The following is a 22521-nucleotide window of genomic DNA, read 5'->3' on the forward strand; positions in this document are numbered from 1 at the left end:
CACTTCCGTACGCGTACGAAAGGGCGGCTCTACCAGAGGGCCAGGCAATGCGCTTGACGCCCGCCATTGTGCCAAGGTCTGGATGTTCAGACGGCTGCCATGGCCAATGGATGTGCCAGCGCCGCATCCCCCTGGCAGGCTCAGGGCGTCTTGATGCCGGCGGTCTTGATCACCCGGGTCCAGCGGGCCTCTTCGCTTTTGACAAACTCGGCGTAGTGCTTCGCGCCCTGCACCGGAACGACAAAGCCCTGCGATTCCAGCCGCTGCTTCACCGCAGGCGAGTTCATGGCCTGCACCATGGCGGCTTCGAGCTTGTCGATGATCGGCTGCGGCGTTCCCTTGGGGGCCGACAGGCCGGACCAGGACAGCGCTTCAAAGCCCTTGTAGCCCGACTCGGCCACGGTCGGCACGTCCGGGTAGAGCGGATTGCGCTGGGCGCTGGAAACGGCCAGCGGGCGCAGCTTGCCGGCCTTGACGTGCTGCAGCGCCACGTCCTGGTTGATGAACATCATCTTGATCGTGCCGCCCAGGATGTCGGTCATCATCGGGCCGCCGCCGCGGTAGGGAATGCCCAGCATGAAGATGCCGGCGGTCTGCTTGAACTGCTCCATCGCCATGTGGCCCGAGGCCGCCGGGGTGTAGCCGTAGTCGAGCTTGCCGGGGTTGGCCTTGGCGAAATCGACCAGTTCCTTGAGGGTCTTGAAAGGCGTGCTCGGATGCACCACCAGCACATTCGGGCCGGAGTGCACCTGCGAGATATGGATGAAGTCGGTGTTCGAGTTGTACTTGGGCAAAGGCTCCAGGCCGTGGGCCACGGCGCTCTGGCCGACGCCGGTCTGGATCAGCGTGTAGCCATCGGGCGCGGCCTTGGCGCCGCGCTCGGTGCCGATCACGCCGCCGGCGCCGCCGATGTTCTCGACGATGAAGGGTTGCTTGAGGATCTTGCCGAGTTCCTCGGCGATCAGGCGGCCCATCACGTCGCTGGTGCCGCCGGCCGGGAAGGGCACGATGATCTTGACCGGTTTGTTCGGGTAGTCGGCCTGGGCCAGCGCCGGGCCGCTGGATGCTATGAAACCAATAGCTGCACACGCAATGGTGGCAAGCGCAAGACGTCTTTTTGACATGAATTTGTCTCCTGATGAAGTGATTGATGGGGCTTGGACGGCGCCATGGGCAGGTTTCAGCGGTTTTTAGCCTTGCGCCAGACCGCGAAGTCGTCCTTCGATTGCTGCAGGGTCGGTGGATACAGGCCGATGATGGGCCGCCCCTTGAGCACTTCCTCGGTCACGAAGTCCTCGAAGGCGGTCATCTCCACCGCCTCGTCGGCAATTTCGTCGGCCAGGTGCGCCGGGATCACGAACACGCCTTCCTGGTCGCCGACGATCACGTCGCCGGGGAACACCGCTACGTCGCCGCAGCCAATCGGCACGTTGATGTCCAGCGCCTGGTGCAGCGTCAGGTTGGTTGGTGCCGAAGGCCGCTGGTGGTAGGTGGGGAAGGGCAGCGCGGCCAGTTCTGGCGTGTCGCGAAAGCCGCCATCGGTGACCATGCCGGCGGCGCCGCGAACCATCAGGCGCGAGATCAGGATCGAGCCGGCCGAGGCGGCGCGCGCATCCTTGCGGCTGTCGATCACCATCACGGCGCCTTCGGGGCACTGCTCGACGGCCACGCGCTGCGGGTGATTCGGGTCTTGAAAAACGCTGATCGGGTTCAGGTCTTCACGCGCCGGAATGTAGCGCAGCGTGAAGGCCTCGCCCACCATGGTCGGCAGGCTGGGATTGACCGGATGCACGTCCTGGATGAACTGGTTGCGCAGGCCGCGCTTGAACAGGGCCGTGCACAGCGTGGCGGTGCTGACGGTCTTGAGCTTGTCTCGGGTGGCGGGGCTGAGGGCCATGGGTGTCTTTCGTGGTCAATAGATGTCGGGCTCGCCGATGGGCGCGCCGAACGAGGTTTCAAGAAAATCAAAATCGCAGCCGGTGTCGGCCTGCTGGATGTGGCGCGCGCTCATCCAGCCGTAACCACGCTCGAAGCGCTTGGGCGGCGCTGTCCAGGCGGCGCGGCGCAGCGCCAGTTCGTCGTCGCTGACTTCGAGGTGGATGCTGCGCGCCGGCACATCGACGCTGATCAGGTCGCCGGTTTTCACCAGCGCGAGCGGGCCGCCGATATAGGCCTCGGGCGCGACGTGCAGGATGCAGGCGCCGTAGCTGGTGCCGCTCATGCGCGCATCCGAGATGCGCAGCATGTCTTTGACGCCCTGCTTGACCAGCTTGAGCGGAATCGGCAGCATGCCCCACTCGGGCATGCCGGGTCCGCCCTGGGGGCCGGCGTTGCGCAGGATCATGATGTGGTCGGCGGTCACGTCGAGGTTCTCGTCGTCGACGGCGGCTTTCATCGACGGGTAGTCGTCGAACACCAGCGCCGGGCCGGTGTGCTGGAAAAACTGCGGCGCGCAGGCGCTGGGCTTGATCACGCAGCCGTCGGGTGCCAGGTTGCCGCGCAGCACGGCCAGCGCGCCCTGGGCATAGATCGGGTTGTCGAGCGGGCGGATCACGTCGTGGTTATAGACCTCGGCGCCCACCAGGTTGTCGCCCAGGGGCTTGCCGGTGACGGTCAGCGCATCAAGCTTGAGGTGGTCCTTGAGCACGCTCATCATGCCGAGCATGCCGCCGGCGTAATAGAAATCTTCCATCAGGTAGGTGTCGCCGCTGGGCCGGATGTTGGCAATCACCGGCACGCGGCGGCTGGCCGCGTCGAAGTCGTCCAGGCCGACGGCGCAGTGTTCACCGGCGCGGCGCGACATCGCCACCAGATGGATGATGGCGTTGGTCGAGCAGCCCATCGCCATGGCGACCGTGATGGCGTTCTCGAACGAGGCGCGCGACAGCATCCTGGCGGGGGTCAGGTCTTCCCAGACCATGCTGACGATGCGGCGACCGCATTCGGTGGCCATGCGGATGTGGTTGGAATCGACCGCCGGAATCGACGAGGCGCCGGGCAGGCTCAGGCCAATGGCTTCGGCAATGCCGGTCATGGTGCTGGCCGTTCCCATGGTCATGCAGTGGCCGTGGCTGCGCGCAATGCCGCCTTCGACTTCGAGCCACTGCGTCGCGTTGATCTTGCCGGCGCGGCGCTCGTCCCAGTATTTCCAGGTGTCCGAGCCCGAGCCCAGCACCTTGCCCTTGACATTGCCGCGCAGCATCGGGCCGGCGGGCATGTAGATGAAAGGCACGCCGGCGCTCAGCGCGCCCAGCACCAGGCCGGGCGTGGTCTTGTCGCAGCCGCCCATCAGCACCGCGCCGTCGATGGGGTGGCTGCGCAGCAGTTCCTCGACCTCCATCGCCAGCATGTTGCGGTACAGCATGGTGGTCGGCTTGACGAGCGATTCGGACAGCGACAGGGCCGGCAGTTCCAGCGGGAAGCCGCCGGCCTGCAGCACGCCGCGTTTCACGTCTTCGACGCGCTGCTTGAAGTGGCCGTGGCAGGTGCCGATGTCGCTCCAGGTGTTGATGATGGCGATGACCGGCTTGCCTTCCCAGTCCTGCGGGCCGTAGCCCAGCTGCATCACGCGCGAGCGGTGGCCGAAGGAGCGCACATCGTCGGGGGCGAACCAGCGCGCGCTGCGCAGTTCCGCGTAGGTTTTTTTAGTCATGAAAAGGTGTTCAGGTTCAAAATATTGACAAAATTAAAGCACTAATATATTAGTACGTCAATGCTATGATTTACCCTAACCACGACCCTTCACCCATAAAGACCGCGTCAACTACCCCGCCCTAAAGGGCGGAGCTTGAAGTCGAAAGACAACAAGCCAGGTTGAAACAGGGAAAGCGGTAACCAGCCCGCTACGTTAGCAACAGGTCGTCAAGACGCACCAGCGAATGCTTCCTCAGTTCGCTGCTCTGCAAGGCTTTAATCATGCAGACCAAAGGTAAAGGGTCGAAGGTTTTAGTCGCTGCTCGCAAGAGCAGGAGCCGGTTGCTGACATTCCCGAGGGGAGATGTGCCGAAAGGCTTGCGTCACCAGGCCCGTAAGGGCAGAAGGTTTTGAAATGGCGGTGTTTGTTTTAGACAGGAGCGGCAGGCCACTGATGCCCTGCACCGAAAAGCGGGCCAGACTGCTGTTGGAACGTGGCCGTGCCCGAGTACACAAGATGTTGCCGTTCACCATTCGCGTGGTTGACCGTTTTGCTGAATCCAGCGAGTTTCAGGCCCTGCGCATCAAACTTGACCCCGGCAGCAAGACCACCGGCATTGCACTGGTGCGCGAAGCTGAAAGGGGCGCGGTGGCGGTGCTCAACCTGTTTGAGCTGGCGCACCGTGGCCGCCAAATCAGCAAAGCACTCACCGCCAGGCGCGGGCATCGCAGGCTGCGCCGTGGAAAACTTCGCTACCGTGCGCCCAGGTTTCTCAATCGGGACAACAAGGCAAAAGGCTGGCTGGCCCCGAGCCTGCAACACCGGGTCGATACGACGCTGGCATGGGTCAATCGTTTGGAACAACTCGCGCCCGTCTCTGCGATCAGTACCGAGATGGTGCGCTTTGACATGCAGGCACTGGAGAACCCGGAAATTGAAGGTGCGCAGTACCAGCAGGGCACCTTGGCGGGCTACGAGGTGCGTGAGTACCTGCTTGAGAAATGGGGCCGGACTTGCGCCTACTGCGGCGCCAAAAACGTGCCGCTGCAAATTGAACACATCCACCCCAAGTCGAAAAGTGGCTCAGACCGCATTGGCAACCTCACGCTGGCTTGCCAGTGTTGCAACCAGAAAAAAGCAGCGTTGCCCGTTGAGGTGTTTCTGGCCAGGAAGCCAGAGTTGCTCAAACGTATTTTGGGGCAGGCCAAACGGCCCCTCAAGGATGCCGCAGCGGTGAATTCGACCCGTTGGGCCTTGGTAAATGCCCTCAAAACTACGGGCTTGGTGGTTGAAACCGCATCCGGCGGCAGAACAAAGTTCAATCGAATGGCGCTGGGAATCCCTAAAACCCATGCGCTCGATGCGGCCTGTGTCGGCCATGTGAACGCAATGACCGGCTGGCACAAGCCGACGCTGCGCCTCAAGGCCATGGGGCGCGGCAGTTACCAGCGCACCCGGCTGGACAAATATGGCTCCGCGCGCGGTTACCTGACCCGTTCCAAAAGCATCCAGGGTTTTCAGACTGGCGACATGGTGAAAGCCGAAGTCACCCAAGGCAAGAAGACAGGCATCCACACCGGACGGGTGGCTGTCAGGGCATCGGGCAGCTTCAACATTCAAACCCGCCATGGTTTGGTTCAAGGTGTATCCCACCGCTATTGCACCGTAGTGCAGCGCGGCGATGGATACGGTTATCAACTGGTGGCAAAAACGGACGCGACAGGTACGCCGCCAAAGCAGGGGGATGCTTCGCATCCCGCGCTCTACCTCCCCGGCCTGAAGGCCGAGGTTTCACGCGCAAACAGATGAACGCCCTAGCGAAAGTTGCTCCGCTCAAACTTGACCGTACCCGCCAGTCCGCCCCGCAGGTTTTCGAAGCCTTGCGTGAATTGATCGTGTCGGTGCAACTCGAACCCGGCACGGTGCTGCAGCGCGCGGAACTGGCGGACCACTTCGGCATCAGCCAGACGCCTATCCGCGACGCCCTGCTGCGCCTGGGCGAAGAGCAGCTGGTGGACATCTTTGCGCAACATGCCACGGTGGTCAGCCGCATTGACCTGTCGGCGGCGCTGCAGGCGCATTTCCTGCGGCGGTCGATTGAACTGGAAATACTGGCGACGCTGTGCAAACTGCCCGATGCGGAGCACCAGCAACTGATGCAGCGCCTGAACGCGAATCTGGCGGAGCAGGAAGCCGCGCTCAAGCCGCTGGATGTCTCGAAGCTGGCTCTGGCCGATCAGGCCTTTCATCGGGAAATGTACGAGGCCGCCAGGGTGGGGCCGCTGTGGAACCTGGTGCGCAAGCAAAGCGGGCATGTGGACCGGCTGCGCCGCCTGCACCTGCCGGACGAAGGCAAGCCGCAGGCGATTGTGCGGGACCATGGCGCCATCGTCGAAGCCATTGCCCGCAAGGACGCGCAAGCTGCTGAAAAGGCGCTGCGCCAGCATCTGGCGGGAACACTCGCCTTTGTCGATGACATCAGGCAGCGCTACCCGGACTGGATTGTTTCGGATGCGCGCTGAGCCTTGAGGCGCGATCTTGTCCGTCGTGCGGCGTTCCTGCGCCAGGCGGTGCAGTCCAGCAGCGCTGGCCAACGCGCCCCTGTCCGGGCGGCTGTTCCTGATTGAAGCGGTGGAGTAGGTTCCCCCCTGTTCTGGCAAGCCTTATTGCGAAGCCGCCGAGGCTGGCGCGCTGGCCGCCGGGGTCGGAATCGCAGCGGCATCGGGTGCCTGGAGCGGTGCCGGCGCGGGCAGGGCAGGCGCCACTGGCGTAGTGGCGGGGGCGCTGATGGCGGTGGGCGCCTGCACCGGCACCACGGGCGCGGCCTGCGCGGTGCCGCCGTGGAACTTCATCATCAGCGGCACGATCAGCAGTGCCACGATGTTGATGATCTTGATGAGCGGGTTGATGGCCGGGCCGGCGGTGTCCTTGTAGGGGTCGCCCACGGTGTCGCCGGTCACGGCCGCCTTGTGCGCGTCCGAGCCCTTGCCGCCGTGGTGGCCGTCCTCGATGTACTTCTTGGCGTTATCCCAGGCGCCGCCGCCGGTACACATCGAAATCGCCACGAACAGGCCGGTGACGATGGTTCCCATCAGCAAACCGCCCAGCGCTTTCGGTCCCAGCAGCAGGCCGACCAGGATCGGAACCACCACCGGCAGCAGGCTCGGAATGATCATTTCCTTGATCGCCGCCGTGGTCAGCATGTCCACCGCGCGGCCGTATTCGGGCTTGGCCGTGCCTTCCATGATGCCGGCGATTTCCTTGAACTGGCGGCGCACCTCGACCACCACGGCGCCCGCAGCGCGGCCCACGGCTTCCATCGCCATGGCGCCGAACAGGTAGGGAATCAGGCCGCCGATGAACAGGCCGACGATGACCATCGGGTCGCTCAGGTCAAAGCTGATGGCCCGGCCGTAGCTTTCCAGCTTGTGGGTGTAGTCGGCAAACAGCACCAGCGCGGCCAGTCCGGCCGAGCCAATCGCGTAGCCCTTGGTCACGGCCTTGGTGGTGTTGCCCACGGCGTCGAGCGGGTCGGTCACGGCGCGCACCTCGGGCGGCATGTCGGCCATTTCGGCAATGCCGCCAGCGTTGTCGGTGATCGGGCCGTAGGCATCGAGCGCCACGACGATGCCGGCCATGCTCAGCATGGAAGTCGCGGCAATCGCAATGCCGTACAGGCCGGCCAGGTTGAACGACACCAGGATGGCGATGCAGACAAAGATCACCGGCCAGGCGGTCGAGCGCATCGACACGCCCAGGCCGGCAATGATGTTGGTGCCGTGGCCGGTGGTCGAGGCCTGGGCGATGTGCCTGACCGGCGCGTACTGCGTGCCGGTGTAGTACTCGGTCACCCAGACCAGCGCGGCCGTCAGCACCAGGCCGACGGCGCAGGCGCCGAACAGCTTCATCTGGCTGCCGCTGGCGTAAATCGCGTTGTCGGGCATCAGCCAGGTCGTGACGAAGTAAAAGGCGATCAGCGACAGCACGCCGGCCACGGCCAGGCCCTTGTACAGCGCCGGCATCACGTTGGTCATGCCTGGCGAGGCCTTGACGAAAAAGCAGCCGATGATCGACGCGATGATTGACACCGCGCCCAGCGCCAGCGGGTAGAGCACCGCGTTGATCGGGCTGGCTGCCACCAGCAGCGCGCCCAGCACCATGGTGGCAATCAAGGTGACCGCGTAGGTCTCGAACAAATCGGCCGCCATGCCGGCGCAGTCGCCGACGTTGTCGCCCACGTTGTCGGCAATCACCGCCGGATTGCGTGGGTCGTCCTCGGGAATGCCGGCTTCGACCTTGCCGACCAGGTCGGCGCCCACGTCGGCGCCCTTGGTGAAAATGCCGCCGCCCAGCCGCGCAAAAATCGAGATCAGCGACGAGCCGAAGGCAAAGCCGATCAGCGGGTTGAGCAGGTCGGCCAGTCTGGCGGTCGGCGTGTAGTTGCCGTTGCCGACCAGGAACCAGAAAAATCCGGTCACACCCAGCAGCCCCAGGCCGACCACCAGCATGCCGGTGATGGCCCCGCCGCGAAACGCCACGTCGAGCGCCGGGCCAATGCCGCGCGTGGCCGCCTGCGCGGTCCGCACATTGGCGCGCACCGAGACATTCATGCCGATAAAGCCGCAGGCGCCCGATAAAAAAGCGCCAATCACGAAGCCGACGGCGGTCTTGCCGTCCAGGAAGACGCCGATCAGCAGCGCCAGGATGACGCCGACGATGGCAATGGTCTTGTACTGCCGGGCCAGGTAGGCGGCCGCGCCCGTCTGGATGGCGGCCGAGATTTCCTGCATGCGCGCATTGCCTGCGTCCTGGGAAAGAATCCAGCTTCTGGCCCAAAAGCCATAGCCCACGGCGATGAGCCCGCATACTAGCGCAAGAATGAGCGCGGCTGAGTTACCAGTCATACATACCTCCGACGTTATTTTTTTGCCTTGATGGGTGCCACGCAAGCGGACCCCCGCTGCGTTGCTTCCTCGTGGCTCGCATGGAGGCGATGGGACGATTGGCCAACTGGAGAAATTAAACGCTAAAACAGGCGCCGTTGGCAACCCGTAAGGTACGCATCAGTAAAATGCGGGCAAATCTCTTCCCTCAGCTGGCCAAACTGTCCCGCAGCAGAACAAGCCGTTCTTTTTATCAATGTTTTTCATCAACCTAAAGCGACCATGTCCCTAGATAAAGTTACACCCGGCAAAAACGCTCCTGACTCTTTCAACGTGATCATCGAAATCCCGATGAACGCCGACCCGGTGAAGTACGAGGTGGACAAGGAGTCCGGCGCGATTTTCGTGGACCGCTTCATGAGCACCGCCATGCACTACCCGTGCAACTACGGCTACGTGCCCCAAACCCTGAGCGGTGACGGCGACCCGGTCGATGTGCTGGTGATCACGCCCGTTCCCTTGATTTCCGGCGTGGTGGTGACCTGCCGCGTCATCGGCATCCTGAAGATGACCGACGAAGCCGGCGAAGACGGCAAGGTGCTGGCCGTGCCCATCGACAAGAAGTGCTCGCTCTACTCGCATTGGCAAAAACCGGAAGACATGAATCCGCTGCGCCTGAAAACCATTGCCCATTTCTTTGAACACTACAAAGACCTGGAAGAAGGCAAATGGGTCAAGATTTCGGGCTGGGAAGGCCCGGACGCTGCCAAGAAAGAAATTGCCGACGGCATTGCCAACTACGCCAAGGAACAGCAGGCTGCGTAATTCTTGAACGATTTTGTAAGGCTTTTAGTGCTTTTGCGCAAGCTGGACGGGCGTTGATAGCTATTGAAAATATAGCAATCGCTGCCTGGTTTGCGCATCAAAAGCGTCTTCAGCTCAGTCTGGAGGCGCTTTTTTCATGGGCAATGGGTGTCAGGTATTGCAGGAGCAATACCCACGTAGTGTTCAACAGTATCATTCAACGATATCCCTACATCCAGACCGGTTTATCAGCATGTCAGACCAGCTTGACGTTTCTCTAGATCCTGAAGATCAGGCCCAGCCCCTGAAAAGCCGGCTCAATTTCCCCGTGGTCGGCATCGGTGCTTCAGCCGGCGGCCTGGACGCCCTGTTGCGCTTTTTTGAACAGATGCCTGCGGCCAATGGCATGGCATTTGTCATCATTCTTCATTTGTCTCCCGAGCATCCAAGCAATGTGGCCGAGATTTTGCGGCGGGTGACGCAGATGCCGGTCATCCAGGTGGACAAACGCACCGCCATCGAAGCGGACCATGTCTATGTCATACCTCCCTCCCACGATTTGGCGATGAACGATGGCCACCTGCAGCTGTCCGAGCCCGTCCGGGTCCGGGGAATGCACATGGTCATCGACCTGTTTTTTCGCACGCTGGCCCAGTCTCACCAGGAAAGGGCGATGGCCATCGTGATGTCCGGCACCGGCATGGACGGCGCGGCCGGGCTGGCCCGGGTCAAGGAGCAGGGTGGCGTGACCCTGGCGCAAGCGCCTGAAGATGCCGAGTACGGCGGCATGCCCAAAGCCGCCATTGCCACGGGCATGGTCGATTTCACCCTGAATGCGGTCGATATGCCGCAGCGCCTGATTGAACTGTGGACCAATGCCCGCCGCATCAGCCTGCCCAGGGATGCCGCGCCTTCGATGGATGTCATGGCCTTTGACAGTGCGCAAGCGGCCCGGCTTGCCGAAGAGGCTTTGCAGGACATCATGGCCCTGCTGCGCAGCTACTCCAAAAACGATTTCCGGCAGTACAAGCGGGCCACCGTTCTGCGCCGCATCGAGCGCCGGCTGCAGGTCAGGCGCCTTCCGGATTTGCCGGCCTACCGCGACTACCTGCGCGAGCACCCTGAAGAGGCCAAGCCGCTGCTTCAGGACATGCTGATCAGCGTCACCAACTTCTTTCGCGACCCCGAGGCTTTTGAAGCGCTTGAGCACGATGTGCTGCCCAGCCTGTTGCGCAACCGTCCGCCCGACGATCCGGTGCGCGTCTGGGTGGCCGGCTGCGCCACGGGCGAGGAAGCCTATTCCGTCACCATGCTGTTGCAGGAGCAGATGAACCTGCAAAACTGCATGTCGGAGTTGCTGGTGTTTGCGACCGACATTGATGAGAGGGCAATCAGCGTTGGCCGCAATGCCCTGTATCCCGAATCGATCACGACGGATGTGTCGCCCGGAAGGCTGCGGCAGTTTTTTATCCGCGAAAAAGACCAGTTCAGGGTCATCAAGCAACTGCGGGAAAAGGTGCTGTTTGCCAATCACAACGTGCTGCGCGACCCGCCCTTTTCCCGGATCGACCTGGTTTGCTGCCGCAACCTGCTGATTTACCTGGACAAGGCCGCCCAGGCCCGTGTTCTTGAATCGTTTCGCTTTTCGCTCAAGCCTTCGGGGTTTTTGTTCCTGGGCAATTCGGAGTCCGCGGATGCGGCACCCAGCCTTTTCACGGTGCATGATAAAAAAAACCGTATCTACAAGGTTAATCAGAATTCGCATGCATCGCGCCTTTTGCTGCTGACCACGGATTTCCCACGCGACCACACGACTCTCGCACTGCCCGGACAGGTGCGGCGCGAGTCCAAGCTTGCGTCATTCGCCGAGATGCACCGCAAGCTCATTGACCAGATTGCCTTGCCCAGCGTGCTGATAGACGCCAGCCACAATATCCTGCATCTGTCCGATAACGTCGGCAAATTCCTGTTGCCGGGCGGCGGCGCTCCATCGGTCAATCTTCTGGACAACATGCAGCCCGAACTCCGCACGGAATTGCGCACGGCGCTTTACCAGGCGATGCATACCGGCAAGCCCGTCAAGACCCACGCCATTGCGACTCAACGCGGCGACAGCCAGGCGCTGGTTGAAATGACCGTGCGCTTCTTCGGGGAAGAGGGGCCGGAAGCGGCGCTGACGCTGGTGATGTTCGATGAGGTGCCGGAAAAGCCCGGCGATCTGCAGCTCAAAGGCATCGACCAGGCGCAGCAACAGGTCATTGCGCAGCTGGAAGCCGAGATTCGGCAACTCAAGGAGGACTTGCAGCAGACCATCGAGCAGGCCGAAACATCCACCGAAGAACTCAAGGCATCGAATGAAGAACTGCAGGCCATCAACGAAGAACTGCGCTCGGCCACCGAGGAGCTGGAAACCAGCAAGGAAGAGCTGCAGTCCATCAATGAAGAGCTGACGACCGTCAACTTTGAATTGAAAATCAAGGTCGATGAAACCAGCAAGATCAACAACGACCTGCAGAACTTCATCACCTCGACAGACATTGCCACCATCTTCATTGACCGGGGCATGCGCATCAAGCGCTATACACCGCAGTCGGCCAGCCTCTTCAACCTGATCGAGTCCGACCTCAACCGCTCCCTGCTCGACATCACCCACAAGCTGGACTACAGCGCGCTGGTCAATGATGTTACCGAAGTCTTCAACACGCTCAACAAGGTGGAGCGGCAGGTCAGCAGCAGCGACGGCCGGCATTACCTGGCGCGCATCCGGCCCTACCGCACCACCGATGACCGGATTGAAGGCGCGGTGCTGACCTTTGTCGATGTGACGGCCCTGCGCCAGGCCGAGGAAAATGTGCGCGCGGGTGAAGAGCGCCTGCGCATCGCGGCCGAAACCACCAAGGACTACGCCATCCTGACCATTGATGAAGAAGGCCTCATCACGACCTGGAACCACGGCGCCGAGCGGATCTTTGGCTATTCTGAAAAAGAAGCGGTCGGCCAGCTGTTTGCGATCATCTTTACCCCCGAAGACCGGGCCGCGGGCGCTGCCGACGAGGAGTTGCGCCTCGCCCGCGAAGAAGGGCGTTCGACCGATGAGCGCTGGCATTTGCGCAAGGACGGCAGCACCTTCTTTTGCAGCGGCGTGGTGACTCGCCTGGAAGGGAAAATGGGCGGCTATGCCAAGATTGCCCGCGACATCACGGAAAACAAGACCCTGCAGGTCAGCCGCGATGAACTGCTGGCCATGGAAAAACGGGCCAATGAACTGAAGGACCAGTTCCTGGCGGTGATGTCGCATGAACTCAAGCACCCGCTGAACCTGATCCAGGTGAATACCGAATTGCTGCTCAGCCAGCCCGAGGTGCGCGCACTGCCCGAAGTGGTGCGTGCCGGCGAAACCATTCGCCACGCGGTGGTGAGCCAGACCAAGATCATTGACGACCTGCTGGACCTGTCGCGCGCCCGAACCGGCAAGCTGACGCTCAGGCTGGCCCCGGTGAACCTTGATGAGCTGGCCGAGATGATTGCCTCCGCAGCCCGCGAAGCCGCCAGCAAGAAAGGCCTGACGCTGGTCTATGAATGCAGTGACAAGGAAGTGCTTGCATTGTGTGACCGCGTCCGGACCGAACAGATTTTCTGGAACCTGATCAACAACGCCATCAAGTTCACGCCTGAAGGCGGGACCATCACGGTGCAGCTGGAACGCGATGCCGAGTTTGCAAAATTCAGCGTGACCGACACCGGCCAGGGAATTACCGCTGAGTTTTTGCCGCAGATTTTCGGCATGTTTGTTCAGGCACCCAATCAAAAGGTACCCAGCACCAACATGGGGCTGGGTGTGGGTTTGACGCTGGTGCGCGACCTGACGGTGGCCCAGGGCGGCAAAGTGCTGGCCGATTCGGCCGGCCTGGGCAAAGGCGCCACGTTCAGCGTCTGGCTGCCGCTGGCCCAAACCACGCAGCAGGACAAAAAAACCATTGAACAAACCGGAAACCTGAAGGGCCTGAAGATTCTGGTTGTCGATGACATGATCGACCTGCTGGAGCCATTCGCGGCGCTGCTGCGTCTGGAAGGGGCCACGGTTGACATGGCGACCAGCGGCCAGGAGGCGCTGGAGTTGCTGGACAAAAGCGCTTACGACCTGCTGATTTCTGACATCGGCATGCCTTACATGGACGGCTACGAGCTGATCCGCAAAATCCGCAAGATTCCAGGATTGCACGCTCTGAAAGCCATTGCCTTGAGTGGTTATGGCCGGCAGGTCGATGCCGTGCGTGCCTTGCAAAGCGGTTTCGATGCCCACCTGTCAAAACCCGCCACGGTGGCGCATATTTGCCAGACCATTGCGCAACTGGTTTCCAAAGCCGAAGGTGAAGTGCAATAAAGTAGCCACTGGTTACAAATTCCCTGGCCTGAACCGACCGGGGGGTATTTTGTTTTGATACAAACGCCTTACCCTCATAGGGAAGAGCAGGAGACATGAGAGTTCAAAAAACCAGTCCATCCTTGAATGGATCAAGCGCATTCCCTGAGGTGTCCGGGCAGCAGATCGAGGCCGCCCGCTATGCCGTGTTGAGGCGCCTGGCGCCTTGTCTGCGTCACCACATGGTGCGGCCGCTGCAACCGATTGGCCTGATTTACGGCGTCATGCAGCACAAGCTTTCCGCTGCAAATCCCGACTTGCAGTCGGTGCGCGAAGAGGCCGACAAGATCAACGGGTTTGCCAGGGCCGCGCTCGATGAGTGCAATGACATGAGCACCTGGCTGGCGCCCGAGCCGGGCGTTTTGACCGGGGTGGACGCGGGCATCAGGGAGTGCGTGGGCCTGCTGGCCACCATGCTGCATTTTTGCGGCTTTCGCTTGGACAATGAGGTTGACGAGATGCCGGTCCAGGTGCAGCGCGATGCCGTGCGGATGGTCTTGAGCGCCGCACTGCTTGCGCTGACCGATTCAATGACCGAGCCGGCCAGCCTCCTGATCACCGCTGTCGCCAGCCAGGCTGAAGTCGCCGTTTCCCTGCAGGTCAGCCCGGCAGGCGAAGGCCAGGTGGACCGCTATGACGACAGCTACCGAAAGCTGGTGTGGGACGATGTGCAGGCGCTGGCGGCTGCGGAGCATGTCAGGCTGTCCCGGCAGGAGCGCCTGGTCACGCTGCGCTTTGCCGTCGAGACAGCGCCAGTCCATTAAGGCCCGGCCATGAACCCGGCGGTTCAGGCCGGCCGGGTCGGGTCCGGGTAGATCAGCTCATGAACCCGGCCCCGGGTTTCCCGCAAGAACGGTTTCCATTCGCCTTCCGGCAGGGCCAGCCGGTCGGCTATGGCCCACCAGGCGCTGGGGTTGAAGCCCAGGCCGACATGGCTGGCCACGACTTCAATATTTTCAGTCCACGGGTTCTTGTCGCTCGGCGACTGGATGCTGCCCTGCCAGGCCACGACGCCATCGGTGCGCGAATAAATGCTGGTGGTCGGCACGGGGGGCGCCGTCGGCAGGTCGTAGCCGGCGGCTTCGCGCTCGACGCTGCGGCCGCTGGCCAGTTCGTAAAGCCGCCAGGCATGGGTCGATTTGTGCGAGCCGGCAAACGGTGTTCCCAGCGTGATGACGCTGCGCACCATCTGCGGCACTTCCTTGGCCAGCTCGCGCGCGTAAATGCCACCCAGGCTCCAGCCGATCAGGCTGACCTTGCGGCCGGTGCTTTCGCAGGTGCGCACCAGCTGGTCTTTGGCTTCATCGAGAACGCCGGGGCGCGGGCCGAAATTGAAGCCCTGGTCCCAGCCGCAGGCCGAGTGCTTGAGCAACTGCAGGTAGCGGCGCAGCGGCGCGGTCGATAGGTCGTTGGCCGAGAGTCCCGGAAACACCACCACCGGATGGTTGTCGCCCCGTGGGGCACGGTTCAGCAGCGGCCAGGCCGGCAGCAGTGCGCTGAATTCCCAGAGGGCGCGCACTTCAAGCGCCAGCAGCCAGGCGCTGGGCGGCACGTCATGCAGCGGCGCCTTGCCACGCGATTGAGGCATGGGCTTGAGGCCTGCCCGACTGCGCGGGAGCGGTGGATGTGACGGTCTTTTCATGGCTTGACGTATTGCCGGAAAGTGACTTTTCTTCAGAAATATTACCTTCAATATCGGGGCGGCTGCCGTGTTTTGAAGGGGTGTAGCGCTTCTGACCAGGTGCTTTTTTGATGTTCGGCGAGGGCCGCTGGCTATCCGCCTTCGCCCAGCAAGCCCTGCACGCCGTCATTCAGGCCCGCCACCGGCGTTGCCTTGGCCAGCGCCATCCACACGCCCAGCGGCAGGTTTTGCCGGGTGCGCCGGGGCGCGGCCCGGGCCACCACCAGCCGCTGGTCTTGCATCAGCATGACGCCGCATTCGGCGGGAATCTCATCGGCGGCGCCTATCGGCCGGCCTTTGGCATCGCAGCCCAGCACATACCAGCATTCGCCGCCCAGGTCGAGGTAGGCCGTTCGTTTGTCAGGCCGGCGCAGGTCGCCGAGCAGGTCGGAGCGCTTGACCTTGATCTCGTGGACGATGGGGTCCACATAGCTTTCGACGGTGGTGTTGCGGATCGAGAACACGTCGGGCCGCACCATGCACCAGCGCACTTTTTCGCCAACGCCCGCCGGCGGCAGCTGCGCCCGCAGGCTCAGGGCGCGCCAGGCGATGCGGCCGGCGCGCACCATTTCGCAGGCGACCTGCTCGACCAGCGCTTCGTGCGCCGACAGGGCCGAACGGTTGCGCGCCAGGGTGGCCGCCAGCCAGGCTATGCCCGCATCGGTCACGTGCAGGGTTTCGTGGCCCGCCGGGCCGGCGATGCGCTCCAGCATGCCGGCCGCCAGCAACTCGATTTCCAGCATGTCCTGGCAGGGCCAGCCGGCGGAGCGGTACACCTCGCGCAGCCGCCGCGCGTGGGTGCGGCCGAGCGCGATGGCGGGCTCCATCGCCGCTCTAGCAAGCGGCTCGGTCAAGGCTGGCGCAGGGTTATCGGGGCTGGACAGGGAATTCATGGTCAAACAAGCCTTTTGCGCAATCAGCGCGGGCATAAGCAGCTATCAATAAAGAAGCATCCTGGCCTTGATATTCAGGTGTTGATCTCGAACCGCGCTTCGCCCATGTCGCGGTTCAGCGGCTTCAGCGCGGACAGGACGGCCTGGTCTTCGGCGTTTTCCCAGAGGGCAATCACTTCGCGTTCGGCGTCATGGTCGGCATGGGCCAGTTCTTCGGGCGAAAGGTGGCTGACCAGCGAACGCGCCAGCATGCAGGCCTGCAGCGTCGGCACGACAAATTCGCGGCCACCGACGCTAGATTCCAGCGCCATGCGAAAGCGCAATTCGGCGGCGCTGCGCTCGGCGGCGCTCAGGCCGATGGCGTTGACCATCTTGATGGTGTAGGGCTGTGTGGTTTGGCTCATGAGGGGCTTGCCGGGTCGGTTGGGGGTGGAAGGGAGGGCGATTTGAAGGGGCTGCGCCGCTCCAGCTCGTCCATGTAATTGTCGATGCCCGCGCCTTCGCGCTCCAGGAAGCGCTCGACGGCGTCAGCAAACGAAGGATGCGCCAGCCAGTGCGCGCTGGTGGTCCTGACCGGCAGCAGGGCGCGCGCCATCTTGTGCTCGCCCTGGGCGCCGCCTTCAAAGCGCTCGAAGCCGTGCTCAATGCACCACTGCAGCGGCTGGTAGTAGCACGCTTCGAAGTGCAGGCAGTCCACCCGGGCCAGCGCGCCCCAGTAGCGGCCATAGGCGGTCAGGCCATGGGTCGGCCGGTTTTCAGGGTCATTTTTGCCATTTGCGCAATCAGGACGGGCGCTGACAGCTATCAAACTGCTAGCAACTGCAACGCCGTCGCGTTCCGCCACGAACAGCAGCCAGTTCTCCGGCATGCTGGCTTCCATGCGCCGGAAAAAATCGCGGCTCAGGTACGGTGCATTGCCGTGCTCCAGGTAGGTGCGCTCGTAGCAGCGGTAGAAAAAATCCCAGTCGGCCCGGCTGATGTCCTGGCCCAGCGACCAGCGAAAGGTGATGCCGGCGTCCGCCACCTTGCGCCGCTCCTGGCGGATTTTCTTGCGCTTTTCCTGGCTCAGGGACATCAGGAAAGCGTCGAAGCCGCGGTAGCCCTCGGGCGGGGCAGTCCAGTGGAACTGCACGGTGTGGCGCAGCATCAGTCCGGCTTGCTCGCAGGCGGCCACGTCGTCGTCGCTGGCAAAGAGCAGGTGCAGCGATGACAGTTTTTCGGCTTCGCACCAGGCCACCAGCGCCTTGACCAGCAGCGTTCGCTCGGCCGCAGTGCGCGCCAGCAGCCGCGCGCCGGGAACGGGCGTGAAGGGCACGGCGACCAGGGCCTTGGGGTAGTAATCCAGGCCGTGCTGCTGGTAGGCATTGGCCCAGGCCCAGTCGAACACGTATTCGCCGTAGGAGTGCGCCTTGAGATACAGCGCGCAGGCGCCGGCCAGCGTGGCGCCCTGCCAGAGCGTGACAAAGCGCGGCGTCCAGCCGGTTTGCGGCGTGGCGCTGCCGCTGGCCTCAAGCGCGGCCAGGTATTCGTGGCGCATGAACGGGTTCAGCACGCCGTCCAGGCTTTGCGCGGCCAGCAGCGCGTTCCACTCGGCGGCATCGACCTTCAGCGGCGAATCCAGGATGCGGATGACATAATCGTTTGCGTTGTTTTTCACTTGTTTCCTGGTGTTTTTCGAGGTTCCATTTTTTCATGTCACTCAAAATCTGCGTCGCCCAACTGAACTACTGCGTCGGCGACATGCCCGGCAATGCGCAAAAAATCATAGCCGCTGCCCGCACCGCCTACCAAGAGGGCGCGCGGCTGGTGCTGACGCCTGAAATGGCGATTTGCGGCTATGCGGCCGAAGACCTGTTCTTGCGGCCCTCATTCATCCAGGCCTGTGATGATGCCGTGAATCAGGTGGCCCGCGAGCTGGCCGGGTTAAAAGGCTTGACCGTGGTGGTGGGCACGCCTGTCCACGGCGACAGCGGCAAGGGCCTGCGCACGAAAAGCGTCGCGGTGCAGCAGCGCCAGAATGCCGCCAGGGTGCTGCGCGAGGGCCGCGTGATTGAAACCTACGCCAAGCGCGAACTGCCCAATTACCAGGTGTTTGACGAGCGCCGCTATTTCGCCCCCGGCCAGGGGACTTGCGTGTTCCAGGCCACGGGTGACGAAGAGGGCGACGAGGCCGTCAGCATCGGCCTGCTGATCTGCGAAGACGCCTGGTTCGAGGAGCCCGCGCGGCTCGCCCAGCAGGCCGGCGCCGAACTGCTGGTGGTCATCAACGCCTCGCCGTTTCATGTCGGCAAGGGCAGCGAGCGCGAGGTGATGATGCGCGAACGCTGCCTGGCGACCGGCTTGCCGCTGGTCTATGCGCACCTGGTCGGCGGCCAGGACGAAATCGTTTTTGAAGGCCATTCGTTTGCCTTGCAAGCCGATGGCGCGCTGGCGGGCCGGGCCGAAAGTTTCAAGGAAAATCTGTTCTTTGCGCAGGCGGGGCGGGCGCAAGCAGCTATTGAATTGGTAGCAGATGCAGTGCCCTTGCGCAGCGCCGAGGCGGACCTGTGGGACGCGCTGGTGCTCGGGGTGCGCGACTATCTGGGCAAAAACGGCTTTCCCGGCGCGATTATCGGGCTGTCGGGCGGCATTGATTCGGCGCTGGTGCTGGCCATCGCGGTCGATGCGCTGGGGGCGGACAAGGTGCGCACGGTGATGATGCCTTCGCCCTACACCGCCGATATTTCCTGGATCGACGCGCGCGAGATGGCCGAACGCATGAAGGTTCGCTACGACGAGATTTCCATCGTTCCCGAATTCGAAGCCTTCAAGGCCTCGCTGGCCGGCGAGTTCAAGGGCAGGGCGGAGGACACCACCGAGGAAAACATCCAGGCGCGGATTCGCGGCGTGTTCCTGATGGCGCTGTCGAACAAGTTCGGCTCGATTGTCCTGACCACCGGCAACAAGAGCGAAATGGCCACCGGCTACTGCACGCTGTACGGCGACATGGCGGGCGGCTTTGCGGTCATCAAGGACTTGCTGAAAACCACCGTCTTCAGGCTGGCCCGCTGGCGCAATGAAAACGACCCCTACGGCACCGGCGGCAGCCCGATTCCGGAGCGCATCATCACGCGCCCGCCGAGCGCCGAGCTGCGCGCCGACCAGACCGACCAGGACAGCCTGCCGCCCTACGAGGTGCTCGACGCCATCCTGAAGCGCTACATGGAAAACGACCAGAGCGTCGAGGCCGTCGTGGCCGCCGGCTTCGAGCGCGCCGTGGTCGAGCGCGTGGCCCGCCTCATCCGGATCAACGAATACAAGCGCCGGCAGGCGCCGGTCGGCATCCGTGTGAGCCACCGAAGTTTTGGCAAGGATTGGCGTTATCCTATAACCAGCAAATTCGGCGCCTAGCTGCCGGCAACGATTTCACAATCGTTACATGGCGCAATGTCGCCACCCTTTAATATTCAGTCCCCCAGACTCACTCATAGAGAGATTTTTCGTGAAACAAATTACCGTCATCCTCAAGCCCTTCAAACTCGAAGAAGTCCGCGAAGCCTTGGCTGAATGTGGCGTGACCGGCCTGACCGTGACGGAAGTCAAGGGTTTTGGCCGCCAGAAAGGCCATACCGAACTGTACCGTGGCGCCGAGTATGTGGTCGATTTCCTGCCCAAGGTCAAGGTCGAAGTGGTCGTCAACACCGCCGATGTCGAGCGCTGTGTCGATGCCATCGTGCGCGCGGCACGCACCGGCAAGATTGGCGACGGCAAGATTTTCGTCACCAGTGTCGAGCGCGTGCTGCGCATCCGCACCGGGGAAGAAGACGAAGCTGCGATTTAATCCGGCTTAAATCTGGTCAAGCCGCAGGGGCTGTGCTGCAAGGCCGGCCTCTTGCACCAGTTGCTCCATCAGCGCTTGCGCATCGCTGCCGGTGCGGATCAGCCCCATCTGCCATTCATTCATGAAGCCGGTGCTGACCGCCGAGTCGAGAAAGGTCAGCAGGCTGTCGTAAAAGCCGTCCATGTTGAGCAGGCCCACCGGCTTGTCGTGGTAGCCAAGCTGGCGCCAGGTCCAGACCTCAAAGAATTCTTCAAGCGTGCCGATGCCGCCGGGCAGGGCCAGAAAGGCATCGGCATGCTCGGCCATGATGCGTTTGCGCTCGTGCATGTTCTCCACGATGTGCAGTTCGGTGCAGCCGGTATGCGCCCATTCCTTTTCGACCAGCGCCTTCGGAATCACGCCCACCACCCGCGCGCCCGCGGCCAGCGCCGCGTCGGCCAGGATGCCCATCAGGCCATTGTGGCCGCCGCCATACACCAGCTGGCCGCCGTGCCGGCCTATCCAGGCGCCGACTTCACGCGCCACCGCTGCAAATTCGGGGCTGTTGCCGGGGCGCGAGCCGCAGTACACGCACAGGGAAAAGGAAGGTTTATTCATGCTTGTGGTTTCAGGGTTCATGCGCCAAACCGGTGCACCAGCGCCAGTGTCCAGGTGCCCGCGCAGAGCAGCAGGCTGAGCAGCACCGCAGCGCTGCCCATGTCCTTGGCGCGTTTTGAAAGATCATGCCATTCAGGGCCAATGCGGTCGATGGCCGCCTCGATGCCGGTGTTGAGCAGCTCGACAATCAGCACTCCCATGACGGTTCCCGCCAATAACACGGTTTCAATCCAGCTGTTGCCCAGCCAGAAAGCCGCAGGGACCAGCACCACGGATGCCAGCGCTTCCTGCCGAAAAGCCGTTTCTCTCCAGCCGGCGCGCAGGCCGGCCAGGGAATAGCCGGCGGCATGCCAGACGCGGCTGAGCCCCCGGCGGTTTTTCTGGGGGTTGGCAGTTGCGGAAAACGGGACTTGTTCAGGCATGCCAGGCATTGTCTCGCAGCTTTATGACCTCCAGCTTTCAGGATGACCGGGAAACCAGAGTTTTGCCGGGTGCTGGTCGCTTCGTTTTTGCGGGGGTGATCCAGGTCACCAGGCGGGTGCCTGCCCAGGCGTCGTGCCAGAACTGCCGCTGTGGATGAAAGCGCGCCAAAATGGCCCAGATGGCGACCCAGCCCAGCGTCAGCACGGCGCCTTTCGTGGCGGGCAGGTCCAGCAGCCAACTCACGCCGAGCGGCGGCAAAAACCACATCCAGCTGAGCGCATAGCGCAGCAGCGCGCGTTGCTGGGTAATCGGGGCGCCATGCACATCGACGACGCGGATGTGCCAGGTCTTCATCGCCAGCGTCTGGCCCTTGGCCCAGAACCAGACAAAGTAAATGCCAAAAATGACAAATACAAAAGCCTGCAGGGCATGGCGGTTGTCCAGCGCATTGCGCGTCTGGCTCAGGGTGCTGAAAAGGTAGCCGGCAATGAAAACCACGCCAAACATCAGCAAGCCTTCATACATCCAGCAGGCCATGCGCCTTGGAATAGACGGGATTTGAGTATCTTTTACTATCAATTTAATAGCTTGTGGTGAGCGCGGGCAGCAGACTGCCGCACTGATTGAGCGATAAAACCGGCCAGCAATGCAGCGCCGGTTTTTATCGCTGCGGTGCTGTGCCGGGTACGGAAGCCGGCGTTGCAGGAACAGGCACTGCAGCCGGGAACGAAGGAACGATTTTAGGCGCGGGCTTGAACGCCGGCTTGCTGGCAGGCTGTGCAGGAACTGATGCCAGCTTTTGCGGCGCCACGGGTTTGACCGCTGTGGCCGCGCCGGTCGGCCTGGGGCTGGCTTTGGCGGCAAGCTTCTGTTTTTCTTCAGGGCTCAAGGCTTGATACGCCTCCCATTTGGCCTTCTTTTCTTCGGGCGTCAATTGCCTGGACAGCTCTTTGGTCTTGCCGAAGTTCAGTCGTGCCTGCGCGCGCTGTTGCGGGCTGAGGGCAACCCATTCGTTCATTCGGCTGTTCAGCGTCGCCTGATCTTGTGGAGTGAGCGCGCTGTAATTCTTGGAGATTTCCAGCCACTTGCGTTTTTGTGCCTCGCTCATGCCGGTGTTCCAGCTCGACGCCAGCGGTGCAAGGGCTTGCTGCTGCGAAGGCGTCAGTTGAGACCAGTCGGGACCTGAGGCGATGGTTTTACCGGCCAACGCTGCGCTGGCTGAAACCTGTGGTTTTGGGGCCTGTGCAAAACCAGCTGAAGGCCAGGCCAGAAGACCGGCCAGCGCCAGTCCCGATCCAAGTAATTGAAGCTTCGAAGTCAATCCGCCTGTCGTCTGCTCCATCAAGCAGGCAAGTGGATGCTG

19 protein-coding genes are annotated in these 22521 nt (G+C 62.5%); 7 read left to right on the forward strand and 12 right to left on the reverse strand.

The annotated features are described in order from the left end of the window. Positions 1 to 140 precede the first annotated feature (140 nt). The 3 genes from PNAP_RS08475 to araD are packed head-to-tail and all read right to left on the reverse strand — an operon-like array spanning position 141 to position 3652. Positions 141 to 1124, reverse strand: coding sequence for a Bug family tripartite tricarboxylate transporter substrate binding protein (locus PNAP_RS08475; RefSeq protein ID WP_011801095.1), 984 nt, complete (start codon positions 1122 to 1124; stop codon positions 141 to 143). Positions 1125 to 1180: 56 nt separating this feature from the next. Continuing rightward, positions 1181 to 1897 carry a ribonuclease activity regulator RraA gene (locus PNAP_RS08480; protein ID WP_011801096.1) on the reverse strand — a complete coding sequence of 239 codons (717 nt, stop codon included), beginning with the start codon at positions 1895 to 1897 and terminating at the stop codon, positions 1181 to 1183. Between the two features lie 15 nt (positions 1898 to 1912). After that, positions 1913 to 3652 (reverse strand): L-arabinonate dehydratase, encoded by a 1740-nt coding sequence (gene araD, locus PNAP_RS08485; protein WP_011801097.1) that lies wholly within the window; start codon positions 3650 to 3652, stop codon positions 1913 to 1915. A 396-nt stretch (positions 3653 to 4048) separates the two neighbouring features. Between araD and iscB the strand changes: the two genes are divergently transcribed. Both iscB and PNAP_RS08495 read left to right on the forward strand, forming a co-directional pair. Beyond that, on the forward strand, positions 4049 to 5443 hold the full coding sequence (gene iscB / locus PNAP_RS08490; RefSeq protein ID WP_041376621.1) for an RNA-guided endonuclease IscB: 1395 nt from the start codon (positions 4049 to 4051) through the stop codon (positions 5441 to 5443). Then, positions 5440 to 6156 (forward strand): GntR family transcriptional regulator, encoded by a 717-nt coding sequence (locus PNAP_RS08495; protein ID WP_011801099.1) that lies wholly within the window; start codon positions 5440 to 5442, stop codon positions 6154 to 6156. Before iscB ends, PNAP_RS08495 begins: the two co-directional genes overlap by 4 nt. A 141-nt stretch (positions 6157 to 6297) precedes the next feature. Here the strand turns inward: PNAP_RS08495 and PNAP_RS08500 are convergent, their stop codons facing one another. Then, a complete protein-coding gene (locus PNAP_RS08500; RefSeq protein ID WP_011801100.1) occupies positions 6298 to 8538 on the reverse strand; it encodes a sodium-translocating pyrophosphatase in 2241 nt (746 codons plus the stop codon). A 261-nt stretch (positions 8539 to 8799) separates the two neighbouring features. Here PNAP_RS08500 and ppa point away from each other — a divergent pair, with 261 nt between their 5' ends. From ppa to PNAP_RS08515, 3 genes are all read left to right on the forward strand, one after another. Next, positions 8800 to 9342, forward strand: coding sequence for an inorganic diphosphatase (gene ppa, locus PNAP_RS08505; RefSeq protein WP_011801101.1), 543 nt, complete (start codon positions 8800 to 8802; stop codon positions 9340 to 9342). Between the two features lie 232 nt (positions 9343 to 9574). After that, complete coding sequence (locus PNAP_RS08510) at positions 9575 to 13705, forward strand: chemotaxis protein CheB (RefSeq protein WP_041376622.1); 4131 nt, start codon at positions 9575 to 9577, stop codon at positions 13703 to 13705. 122 nt (positions 13706 to 13827) lie between these two features. Next, positions 13828 to 14508, forward strand: coding sequence for a hypothetical protein (locus tag PNAP_RS08515; RefSeq protein WP_198140682.1), 681 nt, complete (start codon positions 13828 to 13830; stop codon positions 14506 to 14508). 23 nt (positions 14509 to 14531) lie between these two features. On the opposite strand, the gene PNAP_RS08520 is transcribed toward PNAP_RS08515, so the two are convergent. The 4 genes from PNAP_RS08520 to PNAP_RS08535 form a co-directional block, all read right to left on the reverse strand. Continuing rightward, positions 14532 to 15332, reverse strand: a complete 801-nt coding sequence (locus PNAP_RS08520; protein WP_041376624.1) for an esterase/lipase family protein — start codon at positions 15330 to 15332, stop codon at positions 14532 to 14534. Positions 15333 to 15517: 185 nt separating this feature from the next. Beyond that, positions 15518 to 16318, reverse strand: a complete 801-nt coding sequence (locus tag PNAP_RS08525; protein WP_157040243.1) for a hypothetical protein — start codon at positions 16316 to 16318, stop codon at positions 15518 to 15520. A gap of 74 nt (positions 16319 to 16392) precedes the next feature. Continuing rightward, a complete protein-coding gene (locus PNAP_RS08530; RefSeq protein ID WP_011801106.1) occupies positions 16393 to 16722 on the reverse strand; it encodes a hypothetical protein in 330 nt (109 codons plus the stop codon). Beyond that, on the reverse strand, positions 16719 to 17975 hold the full coding sequence (locus PNAP_RS08535; RefSeq protein ID WP_011801107.1) for a GNAT family N-acetyltransferase: 1257 nt from the start codon (positions 17973 to 17975) through the stop codon (positions 16719 to 16721). Before PNAP_RS08535 ends, PNAP_RS08530 begins: the two co-directional genes overlap by 4 nt. A gap of 35 nt (positions 17976 to 18010) precedes the next feature. Between PNAP_RS08535 and PNAP_RS08540 the strand changes: the two genes are divergently transcribed. Together PNAP_RS08540 and PNAP_RS08545 are read left to right on the forward strand one after the other, a co-directional pair. Continuing rightward, complete coding sequence (locus PNAP_RS08540) at positions 18011 to 19708, forward strand: NAD+ synthase (RefSeq protein ID WP_011801108.1); 1698 nt, start codon at positions 18011 to 18013, stop codon at positions 19706 to 19708. Between the two features lie 91 nt (positions 19709 to 19799). Next, the gene (locus tag PNAP_RS08545) at positions 19800 to 20138 is read left to right on the forward strand and encodes a P-II family nitrogen regulator (RefSeq protein WP_041376625.1); all 339 of its coding nucleotides are present in this window, start codon (positions 19800 to 19802) and stop codon (positions 20136 to 20138) included. Positions 20139 to 20144: 6 nt separating this feature from the next. Here the strand turns inward: PNAP_RS08545 and PNAP_RS08550 are convergent, their stop codons facing one another. From PNAP_RS08550 to PNAP_RS08565, 4 genes are all read right to left on the reverse strand, one after another. Beyond that, complete coding sequence (locus tag PNAP_RS08550; RefSeq protein WP_041377125.1) at positions 20145 to 20735, reverse strand: LOG family protein; 591 nt, start codon at positions 20733 to 20735, stop codon at positions 20145 to 20147. 17 nt (positions 20736 to 20752) lie between these two features. Next, positions 20753 to 21157, reverse strand: coding sequence for a diacylglycerol kinase (locus PNAP_RS08555; protein ID WP_157040244.1), 405 nt, complete (start codon positions 21155 to 21157; stop codon positions 20753 to 20755). A 37-nt stretch (positions 21158 to 21194) separates the two neighbouring features. After that, on the reverse strand, positions 21195 to 21707 hold the full coding sequence (locus PNAP_RS08560; RefSeq protein WP_408633753.1) for an RDD family protein: 513 nt from the start codon (positions 21705 to 21707) through the stop codon (positions 21195 to 21197). Between the two features lie 112 nt (positions 21708 to 21819). Then, positions 21820 to 22479, reverse strand: a complete 660-nt coding sequence (locus PNAP_RS08565; RefSeq protein WP_232290769.1) for a DUF3106 domain-containing protein — start codon at positions 22477 to 22479, stop codon at positions 21820 to 21822. Between the last annotated feature and the right edge of the window lie 42 nt (positions 22480 to 22521).

The sequence above is a fragment of the Polaromonas naphthalenivorans CJ2 genome, assembly GCF_000015505.1.
GTDB classification, from domain to species: domain Bacteria; phylum Pseudomonadota; class Gammaproteobacteria; order Burkholderiales; family Burkholderiaceae_C; genus Polaromonas; species Polaromonas naphthalenivorans.